10 protein-coding genes and 2 pseudogenes are annotated in these 22379 nt (G+C 51.5%); 10 read left to right on the top strand and 2 right to left on the bottom strand.

The features are described from left to right. The first annotated feature begins 132 nt into the window (after positions 1-132). From BLS62_RS00555 to BLS62_RS00540, 4 genes are all read left to right on the top strand, one after another. Positions 133-1725, top strand: coding sequence for a M10 family metallopeptidase C-terminal domain-containing protein (locus BLS62_RS00555; RefSeq protein WP_093175124.1), 1593 nt, complete (start codon positions 133-135; stop codon positions 1723-1725). 267 nt (positions 1726-1992) lie between these two features. Next, positions 1993-3738, top strand: coding sequence for a type I secretion system permease/ATPase (locus BLS62_RS00550; RefSeq protein ID WP_093175119.1), 1746 nt, complete (start codon positions 1993-1995; stop codon positions 3736-3738). After that, entirely contained in the window at positions 3731-5047 is a 1317-nt protein-coding gene (locus BLS62_RS00545; RefSeq protein WP_093175114.1) for an HlyD family type I secretion periplasmic adaptor subunit, read from the top strand. Before BLS62_RS00550 ends, BLS62_RS00545 begins: the two co-directional genes overlap by 8 nt. A 646-nt stretch (positions 5048-5693) precedes the next feature. Next, positions 5694-10346, top strand: coding sequence for an ExeM/NucH family extracellular endonuclease (locus BLS62_RS00540; RefSeq protein WP_093175109.1), 4653 nt, complete (start codon positions 5694-5696; stop codon positions 10344-10346). 127 nt (positions 10347-10473) lie between these two features. Here the strand turns inward: BLS62_RS00540 and BLS62_RS00535 are convergent. Further along, a pseudogene (locus tag BLS62_RS00535) lies at positions 10474-11430 on the bottom strand (IS5 family transposase). A 584-nt stretch (positions 11431-12014) separates the two neighbouring features. Between BLS62_RS00535 and BLS62_RS00525 the strand changes: the two are divergent. The 4 genes from BLS62_RS00525 to BLS62_RS00510 all read left to right on the top strand — a co-directional run bounded on the left by BLS62_RS00525 (position 12015) and on the right by BLS62_RS00510 (position 19781). Continuing rightward, positions 12015-13523, top strand: coding sequence for an efflux RND transporter periplasmic adaptor subunit (locus tag BLS62_RS00525; protein WP_093175100.1), 1509 nt, complete (start codon positions 12015-12017; stop codon positions 13521-13523). Beyond that, a complete protein-coding gene (locus BLS62_RS00520) occupies positions 13520-16702 on the top strand; it encodes an efflux RND transporter permease subunit (RefSeq protein ID WP_093175096.1) in 3183 nt (1060 codons plus the stop codon). Before BLS62_RS00525 ends, BLS62_RS00520 begins: the two co-directional genes overlap by 4 nt. Before the next feature lie 120 nt (positions 16703-16822). Continuing rightward, positions 16823-19282, top strand: a complete 2460-nt coding sequence (locus tag BLS62_RS00515; protein ID WP_208990622.1) for a heavy metal translocating P-type ATPase — start codon at positions 16823-16825, stop codon at positions 19280-19282. A 16-nt stretch (positions 19283-19298) separates the two neighbouring features. Next, a complete protein-coding gene (locus BLS62_RS00510) occupies positions 19299-19781 on the top strand; it encodes a Cu(I)-responsive transcriptional regulator (protein WP_208990621.1) in 483 nt (160 codons plus the stop codon). Here the strand turns inward: BLS62_RS00510 and BLS62_RS00505 are convergent. Next, positions 19689-20939, bottom strand: a complete 1251-nt coding sequence (locus BLS62_RS00505; protein WP_093175092.1) for an IS256 family transposase — start codon at positions 20937-20939, stop codon at positions 19689-19691. The two genes, BLS62_RS00510 and BLS62_RS00505, sit on opposite strands and share 93 nt — an antisense overlap. 216 nt (positions 20940-21155) lie before the next feature. On the opposite strand from BLS62_RS00505, the pseudogene BLS62_RS00500 reads away from it, so the two are divergent. Both BLS62_RS00500 and BLS62_RS00490 read left to right on the top strand, forming a co-directional pair. Then, positions 21156-21431 (top strand): annotated as a pseudogene (locus BLS62_RS00500) (DDE-type integrase/transposase/recombinase); the annotation flags it as partial. A 331-nt stretch (positions 21432-21762) separates the two neighbouring features. Further along, positions 21763-22377 carry a response regulator gene (locus BLS62_RS00490; protein ID WP_093175081.1) on the top strand — a complete coding sequence of 205 codons (615 nt, stop codon included), beginning with the start codon at positions 21763-21765 and terminating at the stop codon, positions 22375-22377. Positions 22378-22379 lie beyond the last annotated feature (2 nt).

Here is a 22379-nt window from a genome sequence, read left to right as displayed (position 1 = left end):
GTCAATAATTCAATCAATAGTTGTGTTAATGATACTTTATACTGTGAATGACAGAAATATTTGTATTGCTAATATATGCGTCATTCATACCTTTGTAATGCAATATACTAACATTACTCTAGGGGAGACACTATGTTTATGTTGAATGACACAGATAAGGCTAGTATCATTGAAGGGGGAGATGCGCCTTACAGCACATCAACGCCCTATACCATTTCAGCGGGAGACACTTTTGAAGGGAGCTTAAGCTTCTCCGGCGATAAAGACGCAATTTCACTACAGGTAGAAGCTGGAGTTACTTACACCATTTCTATGGAAGGCGTCGGAAGCGGAGGAGTATCCGACACCTATCTTTATCTCTACGATTCCAACACCAACGAAATCGCAACAGATGATGACGGTGGCAGCGGACGCAACTCCGAAATCACCTTCACAGCGACATCCAGCGGCACCTACTATATTGGCGCTGCGTCCTATCAGGACCGCTTCACCGGAAACTATAAGCTCTCCGTTGACTCAGATGGAGGTCCGGTAGACCCACCTGTCGATCCAAACGCTTTCACCAATGACCAGATTGCAGCACAGCTGACAGACGGCTATTGGGGCAGCACAGGCCGTGGTCGTCGTGCATTCGACGTGAGCCCAGGCGAATCCATTAGCGTGAACATCAATGGATTGAATGCAGCGGGCCAAAGTCTGGCAATCAAGGCCTTAGAAGCATGGACCAAAACAACTGGCATTAATTTCCAGTTCGTCAACTCCAGCGCGCAACTCACCTTCGACGACAATGATAGTGGCGCTTATGCAAACTCATCCGTATCCGGCTCCACAATCCAATCCTCGACAGTTAACGTGGGCACAAACTGGATTGCAAATTACGGTACGAATCTGGATGGGTACTCATTCCAGACCTACGTTCACGAGATCGGTCATGCGTTGGGTCTGGGTCATGCCGGCAATTACAACGGCAGCGCGGATTACGGCACAGACAATCACTATTCTAACGATTCCTGGCAGGGCACTGTGATGTCCTACTTCGATCAGGTGGAAAACACGAGCGTCGATGCCAGCAGAGCCTATGTCGTCACCCCAATGATCGCAGATATCCTCGCGATGCAGGATCTTTATGGTACTGCAACAGACCTGCGTACCGGCTCCACTGTGTACGGCGAGAACTCCACAGCAGGCGGGTATTATGACGACATCGCAAACTTGAGTCCTGCTGCTTTCACCATTGTCGATAACGGCGGCAACGACAGCATCAACTACAGCTCTGTCAACGCCGATCAGAAGATCTCTCTTATTGAAGAGACCTACTCTGACGTGGACGGACTGGTTGGCAATATGGCGATCATGCGTGGTACCGTCATTGAGAACGCCTATTCCGGCTCCGGAAACGATCAGCTTATCGGCAACGATGCTGATAATGGCCTTTACGCCAACGCAGGTAATGACGTTCTTGAAGGTGGACTGGGCGACGATACGCTTTCTGGCGGCTCAGGCAGTGACATCTTCGTGTTCAACATCAACTGCGGTGCAGATGAGGTCATCGATTTCTCGAATGGTCTGGATTTCATGAAGTTCGAGAGCGGTGCAGATAGCTTCTCGGACCTCACAATTGTAGATCAGGGAGCGGATACCGTCATTTCTTATGACGGCGGGGTCATCACTCTAGCAGGTGTTAATTCTAACCTTATTGGTGCAGATGACTTCATGTTTGCCTGATAGCTGAAATGGATACAACCTGCCTTAATGGCAGGTTGTATTTTTCTGCAATCAAAACATCAGCTTGCGGCAAGTATTCTCATTTATTTGCAAGAGCAATATTCAGCGCCTTTACTCTTCCCAATAGTGTGCGAAATACATACTATACGGACTAAGTTTTTGTTGGGGCATTATAACAAATTTTGTAACACGTTTGGGGTCCAACCAATTTTCCGGGAGGAAGGGTTGCTCGCTAGAGACCAAAGCAAAGTGGGTTCGGGAGTATCTATGAGTACATCGAAGAGTGGGCAACCAAACCGCCCATTGGTGGCTGAGGCCTTTGCTGCGTCCCGGTCCGGGTATGCGGGGGTCGGGGTTTTGAGTCTAGTCATCAACCTGTTGATGCTGACTGGGCCAATGTTCATGCTGCAGATCTATGATCGGGTGTTGGCGAGCCACAGTGTGCCGACGCTGGTGATCATCGCCAGTTTTGCCGGTATCCTGTACCTGTTCTTTGCTTTGCTTGAAGGCATCCGCGCCCGTGGGCTTTCGCGTATCTCGCAGGAGATTGACGCACGGCTGTCACGCACCGCATTTTTAGCCAACATGCGCGTGCCGCTGCGCATGGGCAATGCCGGTAAGAACGTGGACCCAATCCGCGATTTGGAGACCATGCGCCAATTTTGGGGTGGCCAAGGTCCGGCTGCGCTCTTTGATATTCCGTGGATGCCGATCTATCTAGGTCTGGTGTTTGTGCTTCACTTTTGGCTCGGCATGCTGGCTTTGGGCGGGGCTGTGATTATCCTCGCTCTTGTGCTGGCCAATGAGTTTATGAGCCGCGCGCCGGCACGCGAGCTGTCGATGCAAAATGCGCAGCGCAGCAACACCCGTTCAGGCGCCCGCCGTAATGCAGAAGTTGTGCGCGCCCTTGGCATGAGCTCCACGATGACCGCCAAGTGGGATGAGACCAACGCCAAGTTCTATGACGCGCAAACCAAGGCTGGCGATCGCGCTTCTTTGTTTGCAACGGCCATCAAAGCCTTCCGTTTCATACTTGGCTCTGCGGTTTTGGCTGTGGGTGCATGGCTGGCGATCCGTCAGGAAGTCTCTCCGGGCGTTATGATTGCAGCGTCCATCATCACCTCGCGTGCGCTGTCTCCGGTGGAGCAGGCTGTCGGTCAGTGGCGTATCTTTATCGCAGCTCGCCAATCTCGTGCCCGTCTTGAAAAAGCACTCGAAGGTCTGAACGAGACAGCACCTGAAACGGAACTGCCGCTGCCAACCAAAAGCCTCAATGTGCAACAGATCGCAACAGCCCCTCCGGGAGCCCGCGCGGTAACCTTGACAGGCGTAAACTTTGCGCTCAACGCTGGGGATGGTCTGGGTATCATCGGCCCGTCCGGATCCGGTAAAACCAGTCTGGTCCGTGCCCTTGTTGGCGTCTGGCCAATCCTACGCGGATCTATGCGTCTGGATGGCGCAGAGCCTAACCAGTGGTCCGAGGATCGCCTCGGCACTGCTGTTGGCTATCTGCCACAGGATGTTGAACTGTTTGACGGCACCATTGCGGAAAACATCTCCCGTTTTGCACCGGAGCGCAGTAACGACAAGGTATTGGAAGCCGCGCAACTTGCCGATGTACACCAACTGGTGACCAGCCTGCCAAATGGCTATGACACGCAGGTGGGTGAAGGCGGTACGCTCCTTTCTGCCGGGCAACGCCAACGTATTGGACTGGCCCGTGCACTTTACAACAGCCCGTTCCTGATCGTGCTGGATGAACCAAACTCCAATCTGGATTCAGAAGGGGAAGCAGCGCTCACCAGTGCTATCAAACTGATGCGCGAAACCGGTAGTATCGTGATTGTGGTCGCCCACCGTCCAAGTGCCATATCTGCGGTGGATCTGTTGCTTGTGGTCAAAGATGGTCAACAAGCAGCCTTTGGCCCGAAAGAGGAAGTCCTTCCCAAGATCAGTGCGCCAGCTGCCGCTACTGCCAAATCCGGACCGTTAAGCGTGGTGCCACATGTCTGAGCAAACAACACTTTCCAGCATTCAAAAGTCACGCCGTAAACATATGGGCTGGGGCCTTGCCCTTGTCGGTATTCTGGTGATTGGCCTTGGAGGCTGGGCCTCTGTTGCGCAAATTAACAGCGCGATTATCACCTCCGGCTCCATCGTAGTCGAAGGGCAGGCCAAAAAGGTTCAGCATCAGGAAGGCGGCATCATCGGTGAGATCCTCGTTAAGGATGGCGATAGGGTCAAAGCTGGCGATGTCCTATTCCGTCTGGATGAGACGGTGGTCAAAGCCAATCTGTCAATCACCCGCAAACGGCTTTACCAGATGCAGGCGCAGGAAGCGCGGCTATCTGCTGAATGGCGCAGTAAACTCAAAGTCACCTTCCCGAACAAGCTTACGATCCTTGCGAAAACCGATGCCATCACATCTGCCACCCTTGAAGGAGAGCAGGCTCTGTTTGCCGCCCGCCAGCAAGGCATCAAAGGGCGCAAGATGCAGCTTGGCGAACAAATTTCTCAGCTGGAGCAGCAGATTGTCGGGCTAACGGTGCAGCGCGACGCGAAGGCGGAAAGCATTGATCTGGTTACCCAACAGCTCTCGGACTTCTCCACCCTATTGGAAAAGCGCTTGATCAACGCCTCGCAAGTGACGGCCATCAAACGTGAACGAGCGGAGCTTGTGGGACAGCGCGGCGGGTTAATCTCGCAGGTTGCTCAAACCAAGGAAGCCATTAGCGAGAAGCGCATTCAGGTTCTGCAGTTGGATGAAGAGTTCCTCGAAAAGGTACTCTCTGATCTTCAGGAGATACGCGCTCAGATTGCCGAGCTAGAAGAACAAGAAATCACCGCAGAAGATAGACTGAAGCGCATTGATATCCGCAGCCCGCAATCGGGCTATGTGCATCAACTTAACGTGCATACGGTTGGCGGCGTAATTGCACCCGGTGACATCCTCATGCTGGTGGTGCCGGAAGACGGCAAGCTCATCGTAGAGACCCGAGTGGTTCCAACAGATGTGGACCAGTTGCTGCCGGGACAAAGCGCTTATGTGCGCCTTGCTGCCTTTGACCAGCGCACCACACCGGAACTTGGAGCGATCGTGCTTAACGTCGCACCAGACCTGACACGCGATCAGGTCACTGGCGAACAGTTCTACCTGGCCCGGTTGAAGATCCTGGAAAGCGAACTGCCCAAACTCGGCGGACAGACCCTCGTCCCCGGTATGCCAGTAGAAGGCTTCATCCAAACCGGAGAACGCACAGTCCTCTCCTACTTCATCAAACCCCTCCGCGATCAGATCGCCCATGCTCTCAAAGAGAAGTAGACACTGGGTCGGCGTTTGCTCGCCGACCCGAACCACGCATCGGCAACACTCCCATCAACCCAGACTGTGATGTTACCGCACCGGTGCAGGCTATCATTATACTCAGACCAGTTCGTCACCTTGTATTGGGCTTTGTCGAACTTGTGGCGACGGTCGACATTGAGAGTAATGCAACAACGCCACACGCAGACTGGTGCCAATGTTAACGTGAGATCACCTGACCAGGAGGTAGCTCAATCTACCTTTCGTTGAGAAAGTACCTGCCTCAGAAAAATGCAATCTTGATAATTATATTTTAATTAGACCTATGGATTCGCAGGTTCATCGATGAATCATGCGTGGTGCACCCGTTTTTTTGGTACAAAAATACCCCTAGTTACGCACAGTCTTGAACAATAAACCCCGATGATGCAACGCTGAGTAGAAAAATATTTCATATCCTAAAATATTTTTCAATTAAATATGCAAAACGTAAAAAAGTGATCATGGACTCCTTTACGTAAGGTGCAGCATCAAGAAAACTAATAATGCATTCTGCAGAAATACATTCGGGCAGATAGCAATAGTGGGTTCGCATCGGCTCCTCGCATGAATTGGGAGGGGAACTGGGGATCTTGCATAATATGAACTGTAACGGGGTTGATACATGTTCAATTTCTTTCCTCGATTTAACTTCTATTCGGTCAATGTAATCTTCGGCACGTGGTGGGATGACATAATCTCCGGCACTGAAGGCCGTGATTGGGTTTGGAGTAGTTACGGCAACGATGTAATCACGACCGGAGGAGCGAGTGATTACATCCGCGCAAGTGCAGGTAATGATGTGATTGATGCCGGAGCTGGCAATGATCGCATTAACGCAGGCGCTGGTGACGATGTCATAGCCGGTGGTACCGGGAGTGACTCCATCAACGGTGGTCGTGGTTTCGATACAGCGCTCTACAGCGGCTCTATTGAAGATTACACCTTCAAAACACGCAGTGGCTTCTGGAATACGTACACGAAAGTCATCGCAAATGATGGCTCTGAGAAGGACACGCTGTCTAACGTAGAAGCGGTGCACTTTGCTGCTGACGACTACACCTACTATCTGGATGGTCGCAACAATGAAGTGCTAGCTGGCGAAGATGCTGTGGCATCCAGTGACGATGGCTTGGTCATTGATGCAGTAACATTGCTGGAAAATGACAAGGATTACGACGGTGATACACTTGTGATCACTGGCGTTTCTGCGACCAGCGCCTCCGGCGCAACCGTCTCCATCGAGAACGGCAGTATCTCTTACAATCCAGGTGCTGTGTTCGATAGCCTTCGCGAAGGCGAAACAGCTGAAGACACCTTCACCTACACTGTAACAGACGGCAACGGCAGCACGCAGGATGTGACTGTGACAGTAACTGTCACCGGGTCTAATCAGGCACCTGTGCTGTCTCTGGCATCTGAAGTGACTGTAGCTGAAAACACCACGGAAGTTGCAGATGCAGAAGCAACTGACGTTGATAATGCAGACCTGTCTTACTCAGTTTCCGGAACTGATGCCGACCTCTTTGAGATCGACAGCGAAACTGGCCAACTGAGCTTCAACACAGCTCCTGACTTTGAAACCCCCGCTGATGCTGACGGTGATAACGTTTATCAGGTGGAGGTTACTGTAACCGATGGGGATGGTGGCACTGACACACAGAGTGTTTCTGTAAACGTTTCTGACGTGAATGAAGATCAGCGCGACGTTATCGCTTTTGATATGGTCGATTCTCAGAATCAGGGTCTCGTCAGCTTCACCAACACAGCTCCAGATTTTGCCAGCCCGGCTGATGCTTTCGGTAAAACATCCGCGAGTAATGCTCCGTTTTCTCTGGTTGATTCAACCGCGGGTAGTTTTGAGAATGACGCTCTGGGCATCATCGACGAAACCACCAATACAGGTGAATTCTTCGGTGTGACTGACAGCATCAATGCGGATAACACTGGTCTGCTGTCTGCATCCTGGACATTCAATATTACTGGCTACAAAGATTTGGGTCTTTCCCTTGATCTTGGGGCTATGGGTGATTTTGAGAGCACCGACACATTTGCGATCCGTTACTCCATTGATGGTGGCGAAGAGCAGGTTCTGTACTCCTTCACCAGCGATGATGACGACACTCAGACATACACCCTTGCGAGCGGCAAAACAGTTGAACTTGATGACCCGCTGACAGACACAGAATCTGGTGTGGTGCTTTCCAATGCATTGCAAACCCTGATTTCTGATCTGGAAGGCTCTGGTTCTGAACTCACCATCACACTTGAAGGTAAGTCAGACGGAAGCTCTGAAGCATTCGCAATGCAGAACCTCAAGATTCTGGGTACTCCTGCTGTTGTGCGCGAAACCTTCGCGTTTGATATGGTCGGATCTCAGAATGAGCGCCTGCTTGAGTTTACTAACTCTGCTCCAGATTTCAGCAGCCCGGCTGACGGCTTTGGTAAGTACGCAGTTGGCACAGCACCATTTTCTCTGCTGGACGACACCAACAGCTTCCCGAATGACGCCATTGGCGTGATTGACAGCTCCGCCAACACCGATGAGTTCTTCGGTTTGACGGATACAGTCAACAACGACAACACAGATCCACTTATTGCGACCTGGCGTTTTGATATTTCCGATTACAGCAACATCAGCCTGTCATTGGATGCGGGGGCAATGGGTGACTTTGAGTCTGACGATACAGTCTCTATCCGTTACTCCATTGACGGTGGTGAAGAACAAACACTGTTCGCCTTCACCTCTGACAATGACGGGTCCCAGACTTACACCCTTGCCAGCGGCAAGACTGTCGATCTGGATGATCCGATGGTTGAAACCAACTCCGGCCTTGTGCTCAACAACGAACTGCAAAGCCTTATTGCAGATCTGGAAGGCACCGGTTCTGAGCTGACCATCGTTGTTGAAGGGTCCGCAAACGGCAGCAACGAAGCGTTCGTTCTTCAAAATTTGCAACTGGAAGGTGACACCACCGGTGGTGGTGGAACCACAACAACCTATGCCATTGTAGCGGAAACCGATGCGCAGGCAGAAGGCGATAGCGGAACTGCAACCTTTGAATTCACCGTTACCCGTGATGGTGATCTTTCCGAGGCAGGATCTGTTGACTTTGCTGTTGGCGGCGATGTTGATGCAGCAGACTTTGGCGGTACTTTGCCATCTGGCAGCGTTCAGTTTGACGCCGGTCAGTCCACAAAGACCATCACAGTCGACATCACTGGTGATGTAACCACCGAGCCAAGCGAAGCGTTGACTGTTACGCTGAGCAACCCAACTGGTGGTCGGATCACAACTGGCAACGCCACCAGCACGGTTCAAAACGATGATACGGAAGCAACACTTATCTCTACCATTCAAGGTGAAGGTGATGCATCCAGTATGGTTGGTGAGTTTGTTTATGTCAGCGCGCTGGTAACACGTGTTGCAGACAACGGCTTCTATCTGCAGGAACAAGTCTCTGACTCTGATGGCAATGCAGCAACTTCTGAAGGCATCTTCGTCTACACCGGTTTTGCGCCAACTGTGACAGCCGGTGATGCTGTTGAGTTTGGTGGAACAGTCGCTGAATTTGCAAGCCAGACCCAGTTGACCAACATCGGTGATCTGACTGTTCTGTCATCTGGCAACGAACTGCCTGAACACGCTCAGGTGGAACTCTCACCAACAAGTCAGCAAAACCTGGAAAGCCTCGAAGGAATGCGCGTCAGCGTTGCTTCCGGTACTGAAGAGGCTCTGACTGTCATCGAAAACTTCAACTTTGACCGCTACGGTCAGATTACAGTTTCCGCTGGCACCCAGTATCAGGCAGCGCACCTGTATGATCCGCAGGACGAGCTGGACCAGATCATCGAACATCAGGAAATGAACCAGAACAACCGCATCCTTATCGATGATGGTTCGACCACTCAAAACCCTGACGAGTTCAAATACGTTCCTGTTTCCGCTGAAAATGGCGATAACGGTAATGGTTATCTGGACAGCGGTGACGACTTCTCAGCTGGTGCAACTTTGCGTCTTGGTGCAGAAATTGATGCTCCAATTGAAGGTATCCTGGCAGAAGGCTTTGATGGGCATACTTTGATTGTTGATGGTCAGATTTCCATTGACGAAAGCACCAACTCTGGGGCTCGTCCGGAACAGCCAGCAGATGTTGGTGGTGAGCTGAAAGTCTCCAGCTTCAACGTGCTCAACTACTTCACCACTCTGGGTGAACGTGGTGCCAGCACAGAAGCAGATCTTGCGCGCCAGACGGACAAGATCGTCAATGCAATGCTGGAAATCGATGCGGATGTGTTCGGTCTTCAAGAGCTGGAAAACAACGGCTTTGATGATGCTTCAGCCATTCAGGCCCTAGTGGATGCTCTTAACGAAGAACTGACAGAGCAAGGCCGCACGGATGAACTCTACACCTTCGTAAACCCAACCGATGGGGCTCCGATTGGATCTGACTCTATCACCACTGGCATGATCTACCGCCCTGGCAAGTTGACTGTTGTTGAGACAGAAACCTACACCTATCAGGAAAGTAGCTCTGATGAGACCTACACGATTGCAGACCGTCTGCACGAGTATGCGAATCGTGATTATGTAGGTGACTTCCAGCGTAACCGCCCAACAGTGGCAACTACGTTTGAAGATGTAAATGGCGAGAAGTTCACTCTTGCAGTCAACCACTTTAAATCCAAAGGCCCAAGCGGCTTGAGTGATCTGGTGGAAGACATTCAGGCGAAGCTGGACGCAGGTACCATTCCGGCAGCAGATGTTGCTCAGGTACAGGCAGATCTGGACGCACTGAAAGCTGACCCTAACTACGATCAGGGTGATGGACAGGGCTTCTGGGCTCAGGCACGTGAAGATGCGGCACAAGAACTGCACACATGGCTCAAAACAGACTACGCCGGCGCAGATCTTGACCCAGACTTCCTCATCATTGGTGACCTGAACACCTATGCAAAAGGTGACTCTGTTCAGGAATTCAAAAATGGTGGTGGTCTGACAGATCTTCTCTCTCAGTACCTTGGTGATGAAGCTTACAGCTTCGTGTTTGATGGTCAGCGTGGGTCTCTGGATCACGCTCTTGCAACAGACGGTCTTGCGGGTCAGGTAACCGGCCTTGCGGAATGGCACATCAACGCGGATGAGCCAGATCTGCTCAGCTACAACAGCGGCTTTACAGACGCTGGTTACTACACAGACGATCAGTATGCTGCGTCAGATCATGATCCGTTGATCATTGGTCTGGACCTCGGAGCAAACAACGAAATGCTCGTGTAACAAAAAGAAGGCTCTTGCGGCAACGTGAGAGCCTTTGCTCAAGACGAAAAATCGGTCCCAGGGTAATCCCCCCAGGCCTTGTTGCAGAAAGAAAGTTCAGCTTACAGCTCGGCCTTACCCGCTTAACTCAGGTCGCAATGACGCGCTCGAACGTCGGCCGTTCAAGGTCTGTCATCCGATTGAGGACAGAGACATTGATTTTGGCCTCCGTCTTCTGGTTCGCAAACTTACGGGACTTCAAACTTGTCCCGATGATTTGTTTATAGCGCCCCATCAAGGTCTCGCCTCTTGAACGCCGCCCATACTCCGTCTGCTTCTGCCACCCTATTCTGCCATGTTTCTCAATGAGAAGAATTTCTCGGTCACGGGCCGTAGGAGCGGTCGCAGCCTTTGGGCTGGGGACTGCTGTTTTGGGCGGCGGTATGATGACCTCAACGCCGTCAAAACGGTCAGCTATTTCCTGGCGTGTCGGAGTGCCATCATAAGCTCCATCACCGAGAGCCGTGCCAACCGATCCCTCTATCTGGTCCAGAAAATGCGGCACCACAGTCGGATCTCCATCGGTATCTTCTGTCAGTTCAGAACAGAACAGATAATTTTGCCGGTATCCAGGTCCAAACCAAGGTGAAGTTTGCGCTGTTTTCTGCGTTTCTTCTTGGTTCCGTGTTTGTTTTCCTGCCACTCACCAGCCCCAAACATCTTTATACCCGTGCTATCGATCACAAGAGTTGTCGGGCCAGTATCCTTTTCAGATTTGACTTTGGAAGGGTACAACCCACCAGCTCTACGTGACAGGGTGCTATAGTCAGGAACAGCCAAATCAAGCCCCATCAAAGCGAACATTGACTGAACAAATCCTTGTGTCTGCCGCAAAGCTAAACCAAACACGGATTTGGCACTCAAACAGGTTTCAATGGCAAGATCTAAATACTTGGCGGGTCTCCCGCTGCGGTTGCTCACTGGTGCGAGCCAGGCACCGACAACGCTGTCTTCAACCCAGACTGTGATGTCTCCACGCCGACGCAGGCTTTCAGTATACTCCGACCAATTGGTGGCGACGATCGGCATTGTGTTTGAATGGCATGAAAAAGCAGCTTAGCTGAAAAGTGTTTAGCCTACATACACGTCAAAGGCCGGTTAATGCAGCAACGCCTTGCGCTTGGGCCTCGCCGAAGCAATGAAAACCAAGCAGATCAAAACCCTTCCGATTGAAGCACTAGCCGTACAACTTTCTGCGCTTTTTGACCGCGTTGCGCTCTCTATCTCGGAGGGCGATGCCCCAGAGGATCACCTGAAAGTCTTGGACACAAGATTCACGACGTTAGCTCAATAGCAACCATTCACTATAACTGCCGGGAAAACAGCTTTGTCTGGATCTCCTTGGGCTATTCAAGATGGCGCAGAGTAGTTCGCGCACAAAAGAGCTCTATTCTTTGTGAGTGCAAGAAACTCATCGCGCGAGATCCAGTAGGTTAGATGGAATGGCCTTGACCTTCCAGTCCCTGGAAGGATTAGAGTGTTGACACTAAGTTTTGCAGTGCCAGAAGAATCAAGAAAAAATGGCGCTGTTGTAAGGGCTTTGAGGGATGCGGTTGGGAGGGTGAGTATCTCAACGGTAGCAAAGTAACCTCAAGTCTGAATGGTATTTGGTAAATCAGGACAGGATCGATGCGTCGTGGATATGCGGTTGTGGCTGGACTTGCAGTGGTTGCCAGTGTTTCGGCTGGGCTAGGGATCTTTGTTGGAAGTTCGATGGACTGGACTTCTGGTGGATCAGGCAGTGCTGAAAGCGAAATCTTATACTGGGTTGCGCCGATGGACCCGAGTTTCCGGCGTGACGCACCCGGCAAATCTCCCATGGGGATGGAGCTTGTTCCAGTTTATGCAGGGCAGGAAGCAGAGCAATCTGGGAATGCTGTCGTGCTGTCTCCAAGTGTGATTAACAACATCGGCGTACGCACTGCCACCGCCAGCGTTGAACCTATCTCAGAGAAAATCGAAAGCGTTGGGTTTGTTGGCTATGACGAGCATCGCTCCAGTCAGGTTCATTTACGAACGGAAGGGTGGATCAAGAAGCTCAATATTCGTGCGATTGGTGATCCCGTTGAAAAAGGTGACCTGCTTTTCACTGTTTATGCGCCGGCGGTGACGGTGGCGAGTGCTGATCTGATCCGGGCAGTGCGCCGGAATGATATGCAGGTCGAGCAGAACATCAGGATCCAGCTTCAGAACTACGGCATTGATAGCGCGCAGATTGATGAAATGGCCCGTGCGAGTACCCCAGTTAAGATCTTTAAGGTATACGCCCCTCAATCTGGCGTCGTGACCACGTTGGAAGCAGCAGATGGCATGTATCTGCAGCCGAATTCCATAGCCCTTACTCTGTCTGACATGTCTTCTGTCTGGTTGATGGTGGATGTGTTTGAGCAGGATATCGCACGCCTGAGCAAAAACAGCGATGTGCTCGCAAGTTTTGAACATCTGCCCGGGCAAGTGCTTGAGGGCCACATCGACTACATTTACCCAGAACTGGATGCGGTGACGCGCACACTGCCGGTCCGTCTGCTGTTTGACAACTCAGAGGGTGTATTGCGTCCGAACATGTTTGGCCGTGCGACCATTATCCCATCGGAAACGCGATACGCAGTGACGATCCCCGCCAGCGCACTGATCCGAACAGGTTCGTCTGATCGGGTTATCCTGCAAACTGAAGATGGCGCGTTTCAGCCACGCGTGGTGACGCCGGGCCTGACGGGTCGGTTTGGAGGCGGAAGCAGGACCGAGATCTTACAGGGCCTGGAAGCGGGGGAGGAAGTTGTAACCTCTGCTCAGTTTCTTATTGATAGCGAAAGCTCGCTTTCAGCAGGTGTGGCTCGCATGTCTCCTGCGCAAGACAGCGCCATCTGGATTAATGGCACAGTGACCAGTTTCGATGCTGAGATGAACTCCGTCACCATTCGTCATGACGCCATTGAGGAATTGCAGTGGCCAGCGATGGAAACGACGTTTGCGGTCCGTGCAAACCTGAAGAACCATAGGTTCCAATATGAAAAGCCTATTGAGTTTGCCATCACAAAAGGATCTGACAAGCGCTTCAGCCTTGTCGATCTGCGAGATGCCAAGGATCAGGCTTCACAGTCACCACCTGCTGATGCGGTGGAGGCCGACGAAAAATGATTGGCTCCATCATACGTGCATCCATCAAGAACCGGGTGATCGTGCTCATGGCTGCTGTGATGCTGGCTCTTGGCGGCATCTGGGCGCTGAAAGAAACACCGGTTGATGCAATTCCGGATTTGTCTGATGTACAGGTCATTATCAAAACGCCTTACGCCGGGCAGGCCCCTCAGGTCATTGAGGATCAGGTAACCTATCCTATCGCCACGGCCATGCTGTCGGTGCCGGACGTGATCGACGTGCGCGGGTTTTCGTTTTATGGCGATTCCTATGTCTATGTGGTCTTCAAAGACAACACAGACCTTTATTGGGCCCGAAGCCGGGTGTTGGAATACCTTGCTCAGGTTGGTGCCCGACTGCCCGATGGAGTTACGCCTGAACTGGGACCAGATGCGACTGGTGTGGGCTGGATCTATCAATACGCCCTGATTGACCGAAGTGGCCAACACGATCTGGCACAGCTGCGTTCCTTACAGGACTGGTGGTTGAAGTACGAACTTCAAACTGTCAGCGGCGTATCGGAAGTGGCAACCATCGGCGGCATGGTCAAGCAGTATCAGGTGGTCGTAGACCCCAACAAACTGCGGGCCTATGGCGTGACATTACCTGCTCTCATGAGCACGATCCAAAACGCAAACCGTGAGACTAGCGGCAGTGTGATTGAGATGGCAGAAGCGGAGTACATGGTTCGTGCAACCGGGTACATCCAATCCATTGAAGATCTCCAGCAAATCCCGATCAAGGTGAATGAGCGCGGCGCAGCTCTCACTTTGAGCGGTGTCGCAGATATCCGCCTTGGCCCTCAAATGCGCCGTGGTGTGGCTGACTTGAACGGCGAAGGCGACACCGTTGGTGCCGTTGTCATCATGCGCTGGGGCGAGAACCCGCTGAGAACACTTGAGGGCGTGCACGCCAAGTTGGACGAGTTGAAGCCAAACCTGCCAGAGGGAGTGGAGATTGTTACCACCTACGATCGCTCTGGTGTGATTGAGCGCGCCATCACCAACCTGACCACCAAACTCTCAGAGGAGTTTCTGGTTGTGGTTCTGGTGTGTGCAGTGTTTCTTCTGCACCTCAGGTCTTCGTTGGTCATCCTGATTTCCCTCCCTCTTGGCATTTTGACGGCATTGCTGGTGATGCGCATGCAAGGGGTGAATGCGAATATCATGTCCCTTGGCGGGATTGCCATCGCCATTGGAGCGATGGTTGATGCAGCCATTGTGATGATCGAGGCCATGCATCGACGCCTTGAGAAGGAACCGAACCCCGACAAAAACCGTTGGAAGATTGTCGCCGAGTGCTGTTCCGAGGTTGGACCGGCTCTGTTTTATTCACTGGCGATTATCACTATCAGTTTTCTACCGGTGTTTGTACTGGAGGCGCAGGAAGGCCGTCTGTTCAAACCGCTTGCGTTCACCAAAACTTATGCCATGGCGGCGGCGTCCATTCTCAGCATCACGCTTGTGCCAGTGTTGATGGGTTACTTCGTGCGAGGACGCATTCATCCTGAGGCCAAGAACCCGGTCAATCGGTTATGCATAGCCTTGTATCGTCCTGCACTCTCAACCGTTATCGCATGGCCCAAAACAACGATCATTTTTGCGCTGGTTCTGGTCGCGTCCATTCTTGTGCCGCTGAATCGGATTGGATCTGAGTTCATGCCGGAGTTGAAGGAAGGTGATTTCCTTTATATGCCTTCGCTGTACACCGGTGTCTCCATTGGTAAGGCACGGGAGGTGCTCCAGCAAACGGATCGTATGATCATGCAAGTGCCTGAGGTAAAGACTGTTCATGGTAAGCTTGGGCGTGCTGAAACGGCAACAGATCCAGCTCCTTTGACTATGTTTGAGACCACCATTCAACTCAAACCGCAAGACCAGTGGCGCGAAGGGATGACGCTTGAAAAAATCCGTCAGGAATTAGACAAGTCAGTACAGGTTCCCGGCCTTACGAACGTCTGGATCCAACCGATCAAGAACCGCATTGATATGCTTGCGACTGGCATCAAAACGCCTGTTGGAGTTAAGGTGTCCGGACCGGACTTGCAGGTCATTCAAGACATTGCTGTAAAGATTGAAGGCCTCGTGAAAGACATCGAGGGGACTTTATCCTCCTACGCAGAACGGCCAAAGGGTGCACGCTTTATCGAAATCGATATCAATCGTAATGCGGCGGCTCGTTATATGCTGAATATCAAAGACGTTCAGGATGTAGTGCAAACCGCGATTGGCGGAATGGATATCGCCGAAAGTGTCGAAGGTTTGGAGCGCTACCCCATTAATCTGCGCTATCCTCAGGATTGGAGAAGCAGCCCAGATCAGCTTGAAAAACTCCCCGTTGTGACTCCATCCGGTGCGCATATTCCGCTTGGAGCCGTCTCTGATATCAACATTGTCGATGGCCCAGGTATGATCCGCTCAGAGAATGCACGGCCAACTGGGTTTGTTTTTATTGATATCGAGGGACGAGATCTAGGCGGTTATGTGAGTGAAGCGCAGCAACTCGTTGCTTCTGAAGTTAATATCCCGGCTGGTTACTCGGTCACATGGTCAGGGCAGTATGAGTATATCGAGCGGGTTCAGGAACGCTTGCAGCTGGTTGCGCCCGTAACACTGCTGATCATCACGCTGATGCTCTTCCTTGCGTTCAACCGTGTGGGAGAAGTGGCGATCATTCTGACCTCTTTGCCAGTAGCGCTCACGGGCGGTATCTGGTTTATCTACACTTTGGGATTTGACTTGTCGGTTGCCGTGCTGGTCGGCTTCATCGCCCTGGCAGGTGTTGCTGTTGAGACAGCTATCGTCATGTTGCTGTATCTGAACCTCTCCTGGGACAAGCGCGTGGCGTATGCCCGGAAAGAACATAAGGTTCTCACCGTAAAAGATATTCTTGAGGCTGTCGTCGAGGGGGCTCTGTTACGCCTGCGGCCAAAGGTGATGACCGTGGCAGCTATTTTTGCTGGACTGATACCCATCATGCTGGGCAGTGCAACAGGTTCAGAGATCATGAAGCGGATTGCAGCTCCAATGGTTGGCGGCATGATCACCGCCACACTACTCACACTCTTCGTCATTCCGGCAATTTATGTGCTTTGGAAAAAAGCTCAATTGTCTGCCCTAAATAAGGTCTCTGGAGAAGAGGAGATCTGTGAAAATCTTGAGAAAACAAAGGATAAGTGATGTTTGGTCGTCACTTACCTGATGCCCAAACTCTTTTCATTTACCTGATGATTTCACTCTTGACCTTCCAGTAACTGGAAGCCTTAGGTTGCCTTCAACAGACAATGAAATGGTGAAATTATGTCCCACAGTTCAACACTGAAAATGCAAGTCGAAGGCATGAATTGTGCGTCTTGCGTCGGTCGTATCGAGAAGGCCCTCAAGAATATTTCCGGCGTGGCCAGCGCTTCTGTCAATCTTGCGATGGAAAGTGTGCAGGTTAATTACGATGAAACCCTCACGCCGCAGGATGTGGCCAATGCGCTTCAGAAGGCTGGCTATCCAGCGCTATCAGAAAGCATCACCTTTGGTGTTGGGAACCTGAACTGCGCGTCTTGTGTGGGAAGAGCGGAAAAGGCTTTACGAGCCGGAAATGGTGTGCTGGAAGCGAATGTCAATCTAGCAACAGAAAGCGCAACCGTGCGCTATGTAGTGGGCGCAATAACACCATCCGCGATTGCTGAGCTGGTCACTGCAGCTGGGTATCCTGCCACATTAGAAAAGACCGAGCCCGCAAAAACAACTCACCGTAAAACAGATGAAATCCGGCAGCTCAAGAGCAAGCTGTTGCTCGCCGCCGTGCTGGCACTTCCCGTTTTTCTGATCGAAATGGGAAGCCACTTCATCCCCGGCGTCCTTATTTTGACTGAGAACTCTCTTGGTTTGCAGAACAGTTATTATTTGCAGTTTGTCCTGACGACCGTCGTGCTCTTTGGCCCGGGCCGCCATTTTTATACCAAGGGATTCCCGTCGCTCTTGAAAGGCGCGCCAGACATGAACTCCCTGGTCGCATTGGGAACGGCAGCTGCTTACTTATTCTCTCTCGTCTCAACTTTTGCGCCGCAACTGCTCCCGGCGGGGACCGTTAACGTTTATTATGAGGCCGCCGCTGTGATTGTCGTCCTCATATTGCTGGGCCGCTTTCTGGAGGCCCGCGCTAAAGGGCGGACCGGAGAGGCAATTCAAAAGCTCATTGGCATGCAGGCTAAAACCGCGCGTGTTGAGCGCGATGGTCTGACGGTGGAAGTCCCAATTGAAGAGATCATTGTTGGTGATGTCATTCAAGTGCGCCCGGGTGAGAAGATCGCCGTGGACGGTGCCGTTGTCTCAGGTTTCTCCTACGTGGATGAGAGCATGATTACAGGTGAGCCAATCCCGGTTGAAAAAGCTTCAGGCGATGAAGTTGTTGGTGCAACGATCAATGGCACAGGCGCTTTGAGTGTACAGGCGAGCAAAGTTGGCAACGACACGGTTCTTTCTCAAATCATTCAGATGGTGGAGCAGGCTCAGGGCGCCAAGCTGCCAATTCAGGGATTGGTCGACAAAATCACGTCGTGGTTTGTGCCAGCTGTGATCACTATTGCGATCCTCACCGTCGCTGTGTGGTTCCTGTTTGGTCCTGATCCTGCGCTTAGTCTTGCTTTGGTGGCTGGTGTTGCTGTGCTTATCATCGCTTGCCCATGTGCCATGGGGCTGGCGACGCCAACCTCCATTATGGTCGGCACAGGCCGCGCCGCCGAACTCGGCGTTCTGTTCCGTAAGGGCGATGCACTACAGATGCTTCAGGAAACCAAGGTGGTTGCCTTGGATAAGACTGGCACACTCACCGCCGGACATCCGGAACTGACAGACATCATTCTGCGCGAGAATTTCGAGGAGGTAGATGTTCTGCGATTGGTCGCTTCCGTTGAACAAAGCTCCGAACACCCCATTGCAAAGGCAATCGTGCAGGCCGCCCAAGAGCGTGGCATTGCATTTCCAAAACCAGAGAGCTTTAACTCCCTGACAGGATTTGGCATAAGTGCAGTTGTGCAGGGGCAAGATGTTCTGGTTGGTGCTGACCGTCTGATGGACCGCGAAGGCATTGCACTAGAACAGCTTTCTGTTGATGCAACTGTGCTTGCAACCCGCGGAAAAACCCCGATTTACGTCGCGATTGATGGGGAAATTGCAGGGGTGATTGCCGTTGCCGACCCCATCAAGAAAACGACACCAGATGCGATCAAGTCACTTCATGCGCTTGGCTTGAAGGTTGTCATGATCACAGGCGATAACAAGAAGACAGCAAACGCCATTGCAGCGGAGCTTGGTATCGATAGCGTGGTGGCAGAGGTTCTGCCAGACGGCAAAGTCCGGGCACTGGAAGATCTGCGGAAGAATGCTTCCGGCAAATTGGCTTTCGTTGGCGATGGCATAAATGACGCGCCTGCACTTGCAGCAGCAGATGTTGGCATCGCCATCGGCACCGGTACTGATGTAGCAATTGAAGCAGCAGATGTTGTTCTGATGGCTGGAGACCTAAACGGTGTGGTCAATGCCTTCCACATAAGCCAGCAAACCATGCGCAACATCCGCCAGAACCTCTTCTGGGCATTCAGTTACAACACACTACTGATCCCGGTTGCTGCAGGTGTGTTATATCCATTCGGAGGCCCGCTTCTGTCTCCTGTTCTGGCAGCTGGCGCTATGGCACTCTCAAGCGTGTTTGTTTTAACCAACGCTTTGCGGTTACGCTGGATCAAAGCGACAACGGCACAGTAACAGGGATGAAACCACGATGAATATTGGTGAAGTTGCAGAACGCTCTGGCATCCCGACCAAGACCATCCGTTATTACGAGGATATCGGTTTTCTTCATCCCAAGCGGAATGATAACGGATACCGGATCTTTGAGGAAACAGAGCTGCATAAGCTGACATTCATTGGCCGCGCCCGTTCGCTCGGGTTTAACATAGAAGAGTGCCGGGCCTTGCTGGCACTCTACGAAGACAAAGAACGCGGCAGCTCTGACGTCAAAAAGATCGCCCAGCAACATGTGCAGGAGATCGAAGCCAAAATCGCCGACCTCATCGCCATGCGCGACACACTCACCCATCTCATAACCGCCTGCGCCGGCGACCACCGCCCCGACTGGAGGTATTGTCAATTCTGGTGTATGAGCATTTTCTTAAGCAGCGTTTTGCACGGCTTCTGCTTGTTCGATACCGTCTTTGAAATTGATGCCTGTGATGACTTTGCCAAGATCGGCAAAACCGCGTAATTTTTGCCAGCTGCCTTGCGCGCATTGGCTGAGTTTGAACATCATGTGAAGCATGCCGTCCCGTTTCAGACATCCCTTTGAGCGTTTGGTTCGGTGCCTGATGGTCGCGAATGTAGATTCAATCGGGTTGGAGGTGCGGATTGACTGCCAGTGCATCTGCGGAAAGTCGTAGAACGAGAGCAGATCGTGCTGGTCTTTGAGAAGGCATTCCACTGCTTTGGGATACTTGCCCTCAAACTGTTCCACAAACAGGTCAAAAGCCACTTCTGCTTTTGCTTTTGTCGGCGCCATCCAGATATCCTTGAGGCATGCCCTTGCTTTGTCCTGTAGGGACTTGGGCAAGTAACCCACTATGTTGTTTGTCTTGTGCACCCAGCAGCGCTGATGGCGGGTTTGGCTGAATACCTCATCAAGCGCTGCCCAGAAGCCCATGGCCCCATCGCCGACTGCCAGTTTAGGCGTGTTCATACCACGGCTCTTCAACTTCACAAGCACCTCGCGCCAGCTCTGCGTGCTCTCCCGCACCCCGTCTTCAATGGCAAGAAACTTCTTCCGTCCCAGTGAGTTAACTCCTATTACAACAAGCGTGCACAGCTTCACGTCTTCTGCTCGTAAGCCGCTGTAAATGCCATCAGCCCAGATATACACCCACTCATCCGTGTCGAGGCGGAACTGACGCCAGCTATCATATTCGCCAGCCCATTCCTTCTTCAACCTCGAAACTGTGTTCGCAGAAAGCCCTGTTGCCTCAGGTCCCACCAAAACTTTCAAAGCGTCTTCCATCTCACCGCTCGACACGCCTTTCAGATAAAGCCAGGGCAAAGCTGCTTCTAAGCTTTTGGCCTTACGAACATAAGGAGGAACAAGCGCGGAGTGAAACGTGACTGGCTCACCTGAGCGCGCCCGCACTTTGGGCACTTTCACAGTCACAGGCCCGATGCCAGTCTGGATCTCGCGCTCCGGATGATAACCATTGCGCACCACACGCGCACGGCCAGCCTCATCAACCTCATCTTCATACAGCGAAAGTAAAGACTGAAGTTCTGATGTAACAGCCCGGTGCACCAGCTCCCTTGCCCCTTCTCTTATCAACTGTGTAAGCGGATCGCCCAAAAGGCCGTTTTGACGAGCAAGCTCCAGAACATTATCTTTTGCCATGGTGGCGTATCTCCAAGTGGTTGCAATGTTGAATTGGTCATCAATCAGTCAAACCGATACGCTGCTATCTTAAAAGCCCCATACACCAGATTCAGTAATAGCTCCCCCGACTGCCCAATCCTTAATAACCTGAGTAATGAGAAGGGGGAGTAAGGGCGGTATTGCGAAGTTGTTTGAAGTTGGATTTTTTGGTTAATTGCTTGCAATGAAGATACCAAACCCGTCCAGACTCTAGCTCCTGATGCAGATCACCGGGCTCACAAGGGATTGAACAACAGGATCAAAAACTCTCACCGTTCGACGAGAAAGCGGGAGAACATAATGGGAGGGTTCAAATCGCCCCGGCAAACACAACGGCTCTTGTCTGCCCACGATCAAATCAACGCCATCTTCCGTCCTCGCCGTTACAAACTTTCCTCTCATTCCTACCGCTACGCAAGGGTTGATGCCTTCGCCCTTTGGAAGGATTGCCCAGCAGAAATGATCACCTGAGATTTGATTGAATGGGGCCTTTGCAACTCACTTCAAACAATTTGGCAATACCTGATTGGCCCACACTTTTGGGTGCTCTCCAACGTTGCTCAAAGCAGGAAACCTTGGATCGTGAAATTGGGCCGAACTCTTTTAAACTGAAGAGGAGGAATCTTCAAATCGACCAAACTTTGCGACACAACCCGACCATGCTACTGCAAGTTTACACGAACTACAAAATTCTATATGCGTAGTTAAAGTTGCGCAAATAAATGTTGCTTGATAATAGTATTTGGCTCGGTTTCATAAAACCGAAGGTCAAATACTATTTGAGAATTTGGAAGTAGATATAATGGATAGAATAATCATTGCCGACGATCATCCTTTATTTCGCGAAAGCCTACGCCGAATTGTTCAACAATTGACTCCGGGAAGGACTATCGAAGTCTCAGATTATCATATGTTACTTCAGGAGGCACAGTCAGGAACTAGCCCGATACTAATGCTTCTGGACCTTAGTTTTCCGGGGTTTGACGGTGCGCATAGCATAATGCAATTGCGCATTACATACCCTAAAACTGCCATAATTGTTGTTTCAATGACTGACGATAGAAACACTGCGGACAAGATTATGTCTGCAGGCGCCAACGGCTATCTTTCAAAATCTATATCCGCTGACAATATGTCATCAATGATTAGTCAGATCATGACTGGAGAAACTGTTGTTTGTCTTGAGGCCCCAGAAAGCGCGCCTGTACCAAGCTTAAGTCCTCTTGCCTATTTACCGGATCGGCAATTTGAAGTGCTGGTACGTATTGGGAAAGGTAAAACCAACAAGGAGATTGCACGAGATCTCGACATCTCCCCCTATACGGTCCGGACACACATTTCAGGTCTATTCAGATCACTAGGTGTGAATACACGATCGGCAGCCTCTGCACTTGCCGCTCAGCATGGTCTGGTTTAGGC

This window comes from Pseudovibrio sp. Tun.PSC04-5.I4, from assembly GCF_900104145.1.
Taxonomy (GTDB): Bacteria; Pseudomonadota; Alphaproteobacteria; order Rhizobiales; family Stappiaceae; genus Pseudovibrio.
The sequence above is the reverse complement of the archived record's forward strand: the minus strand, read 5'-3'. Positions and strand labels throughout refer to the sequence as shown.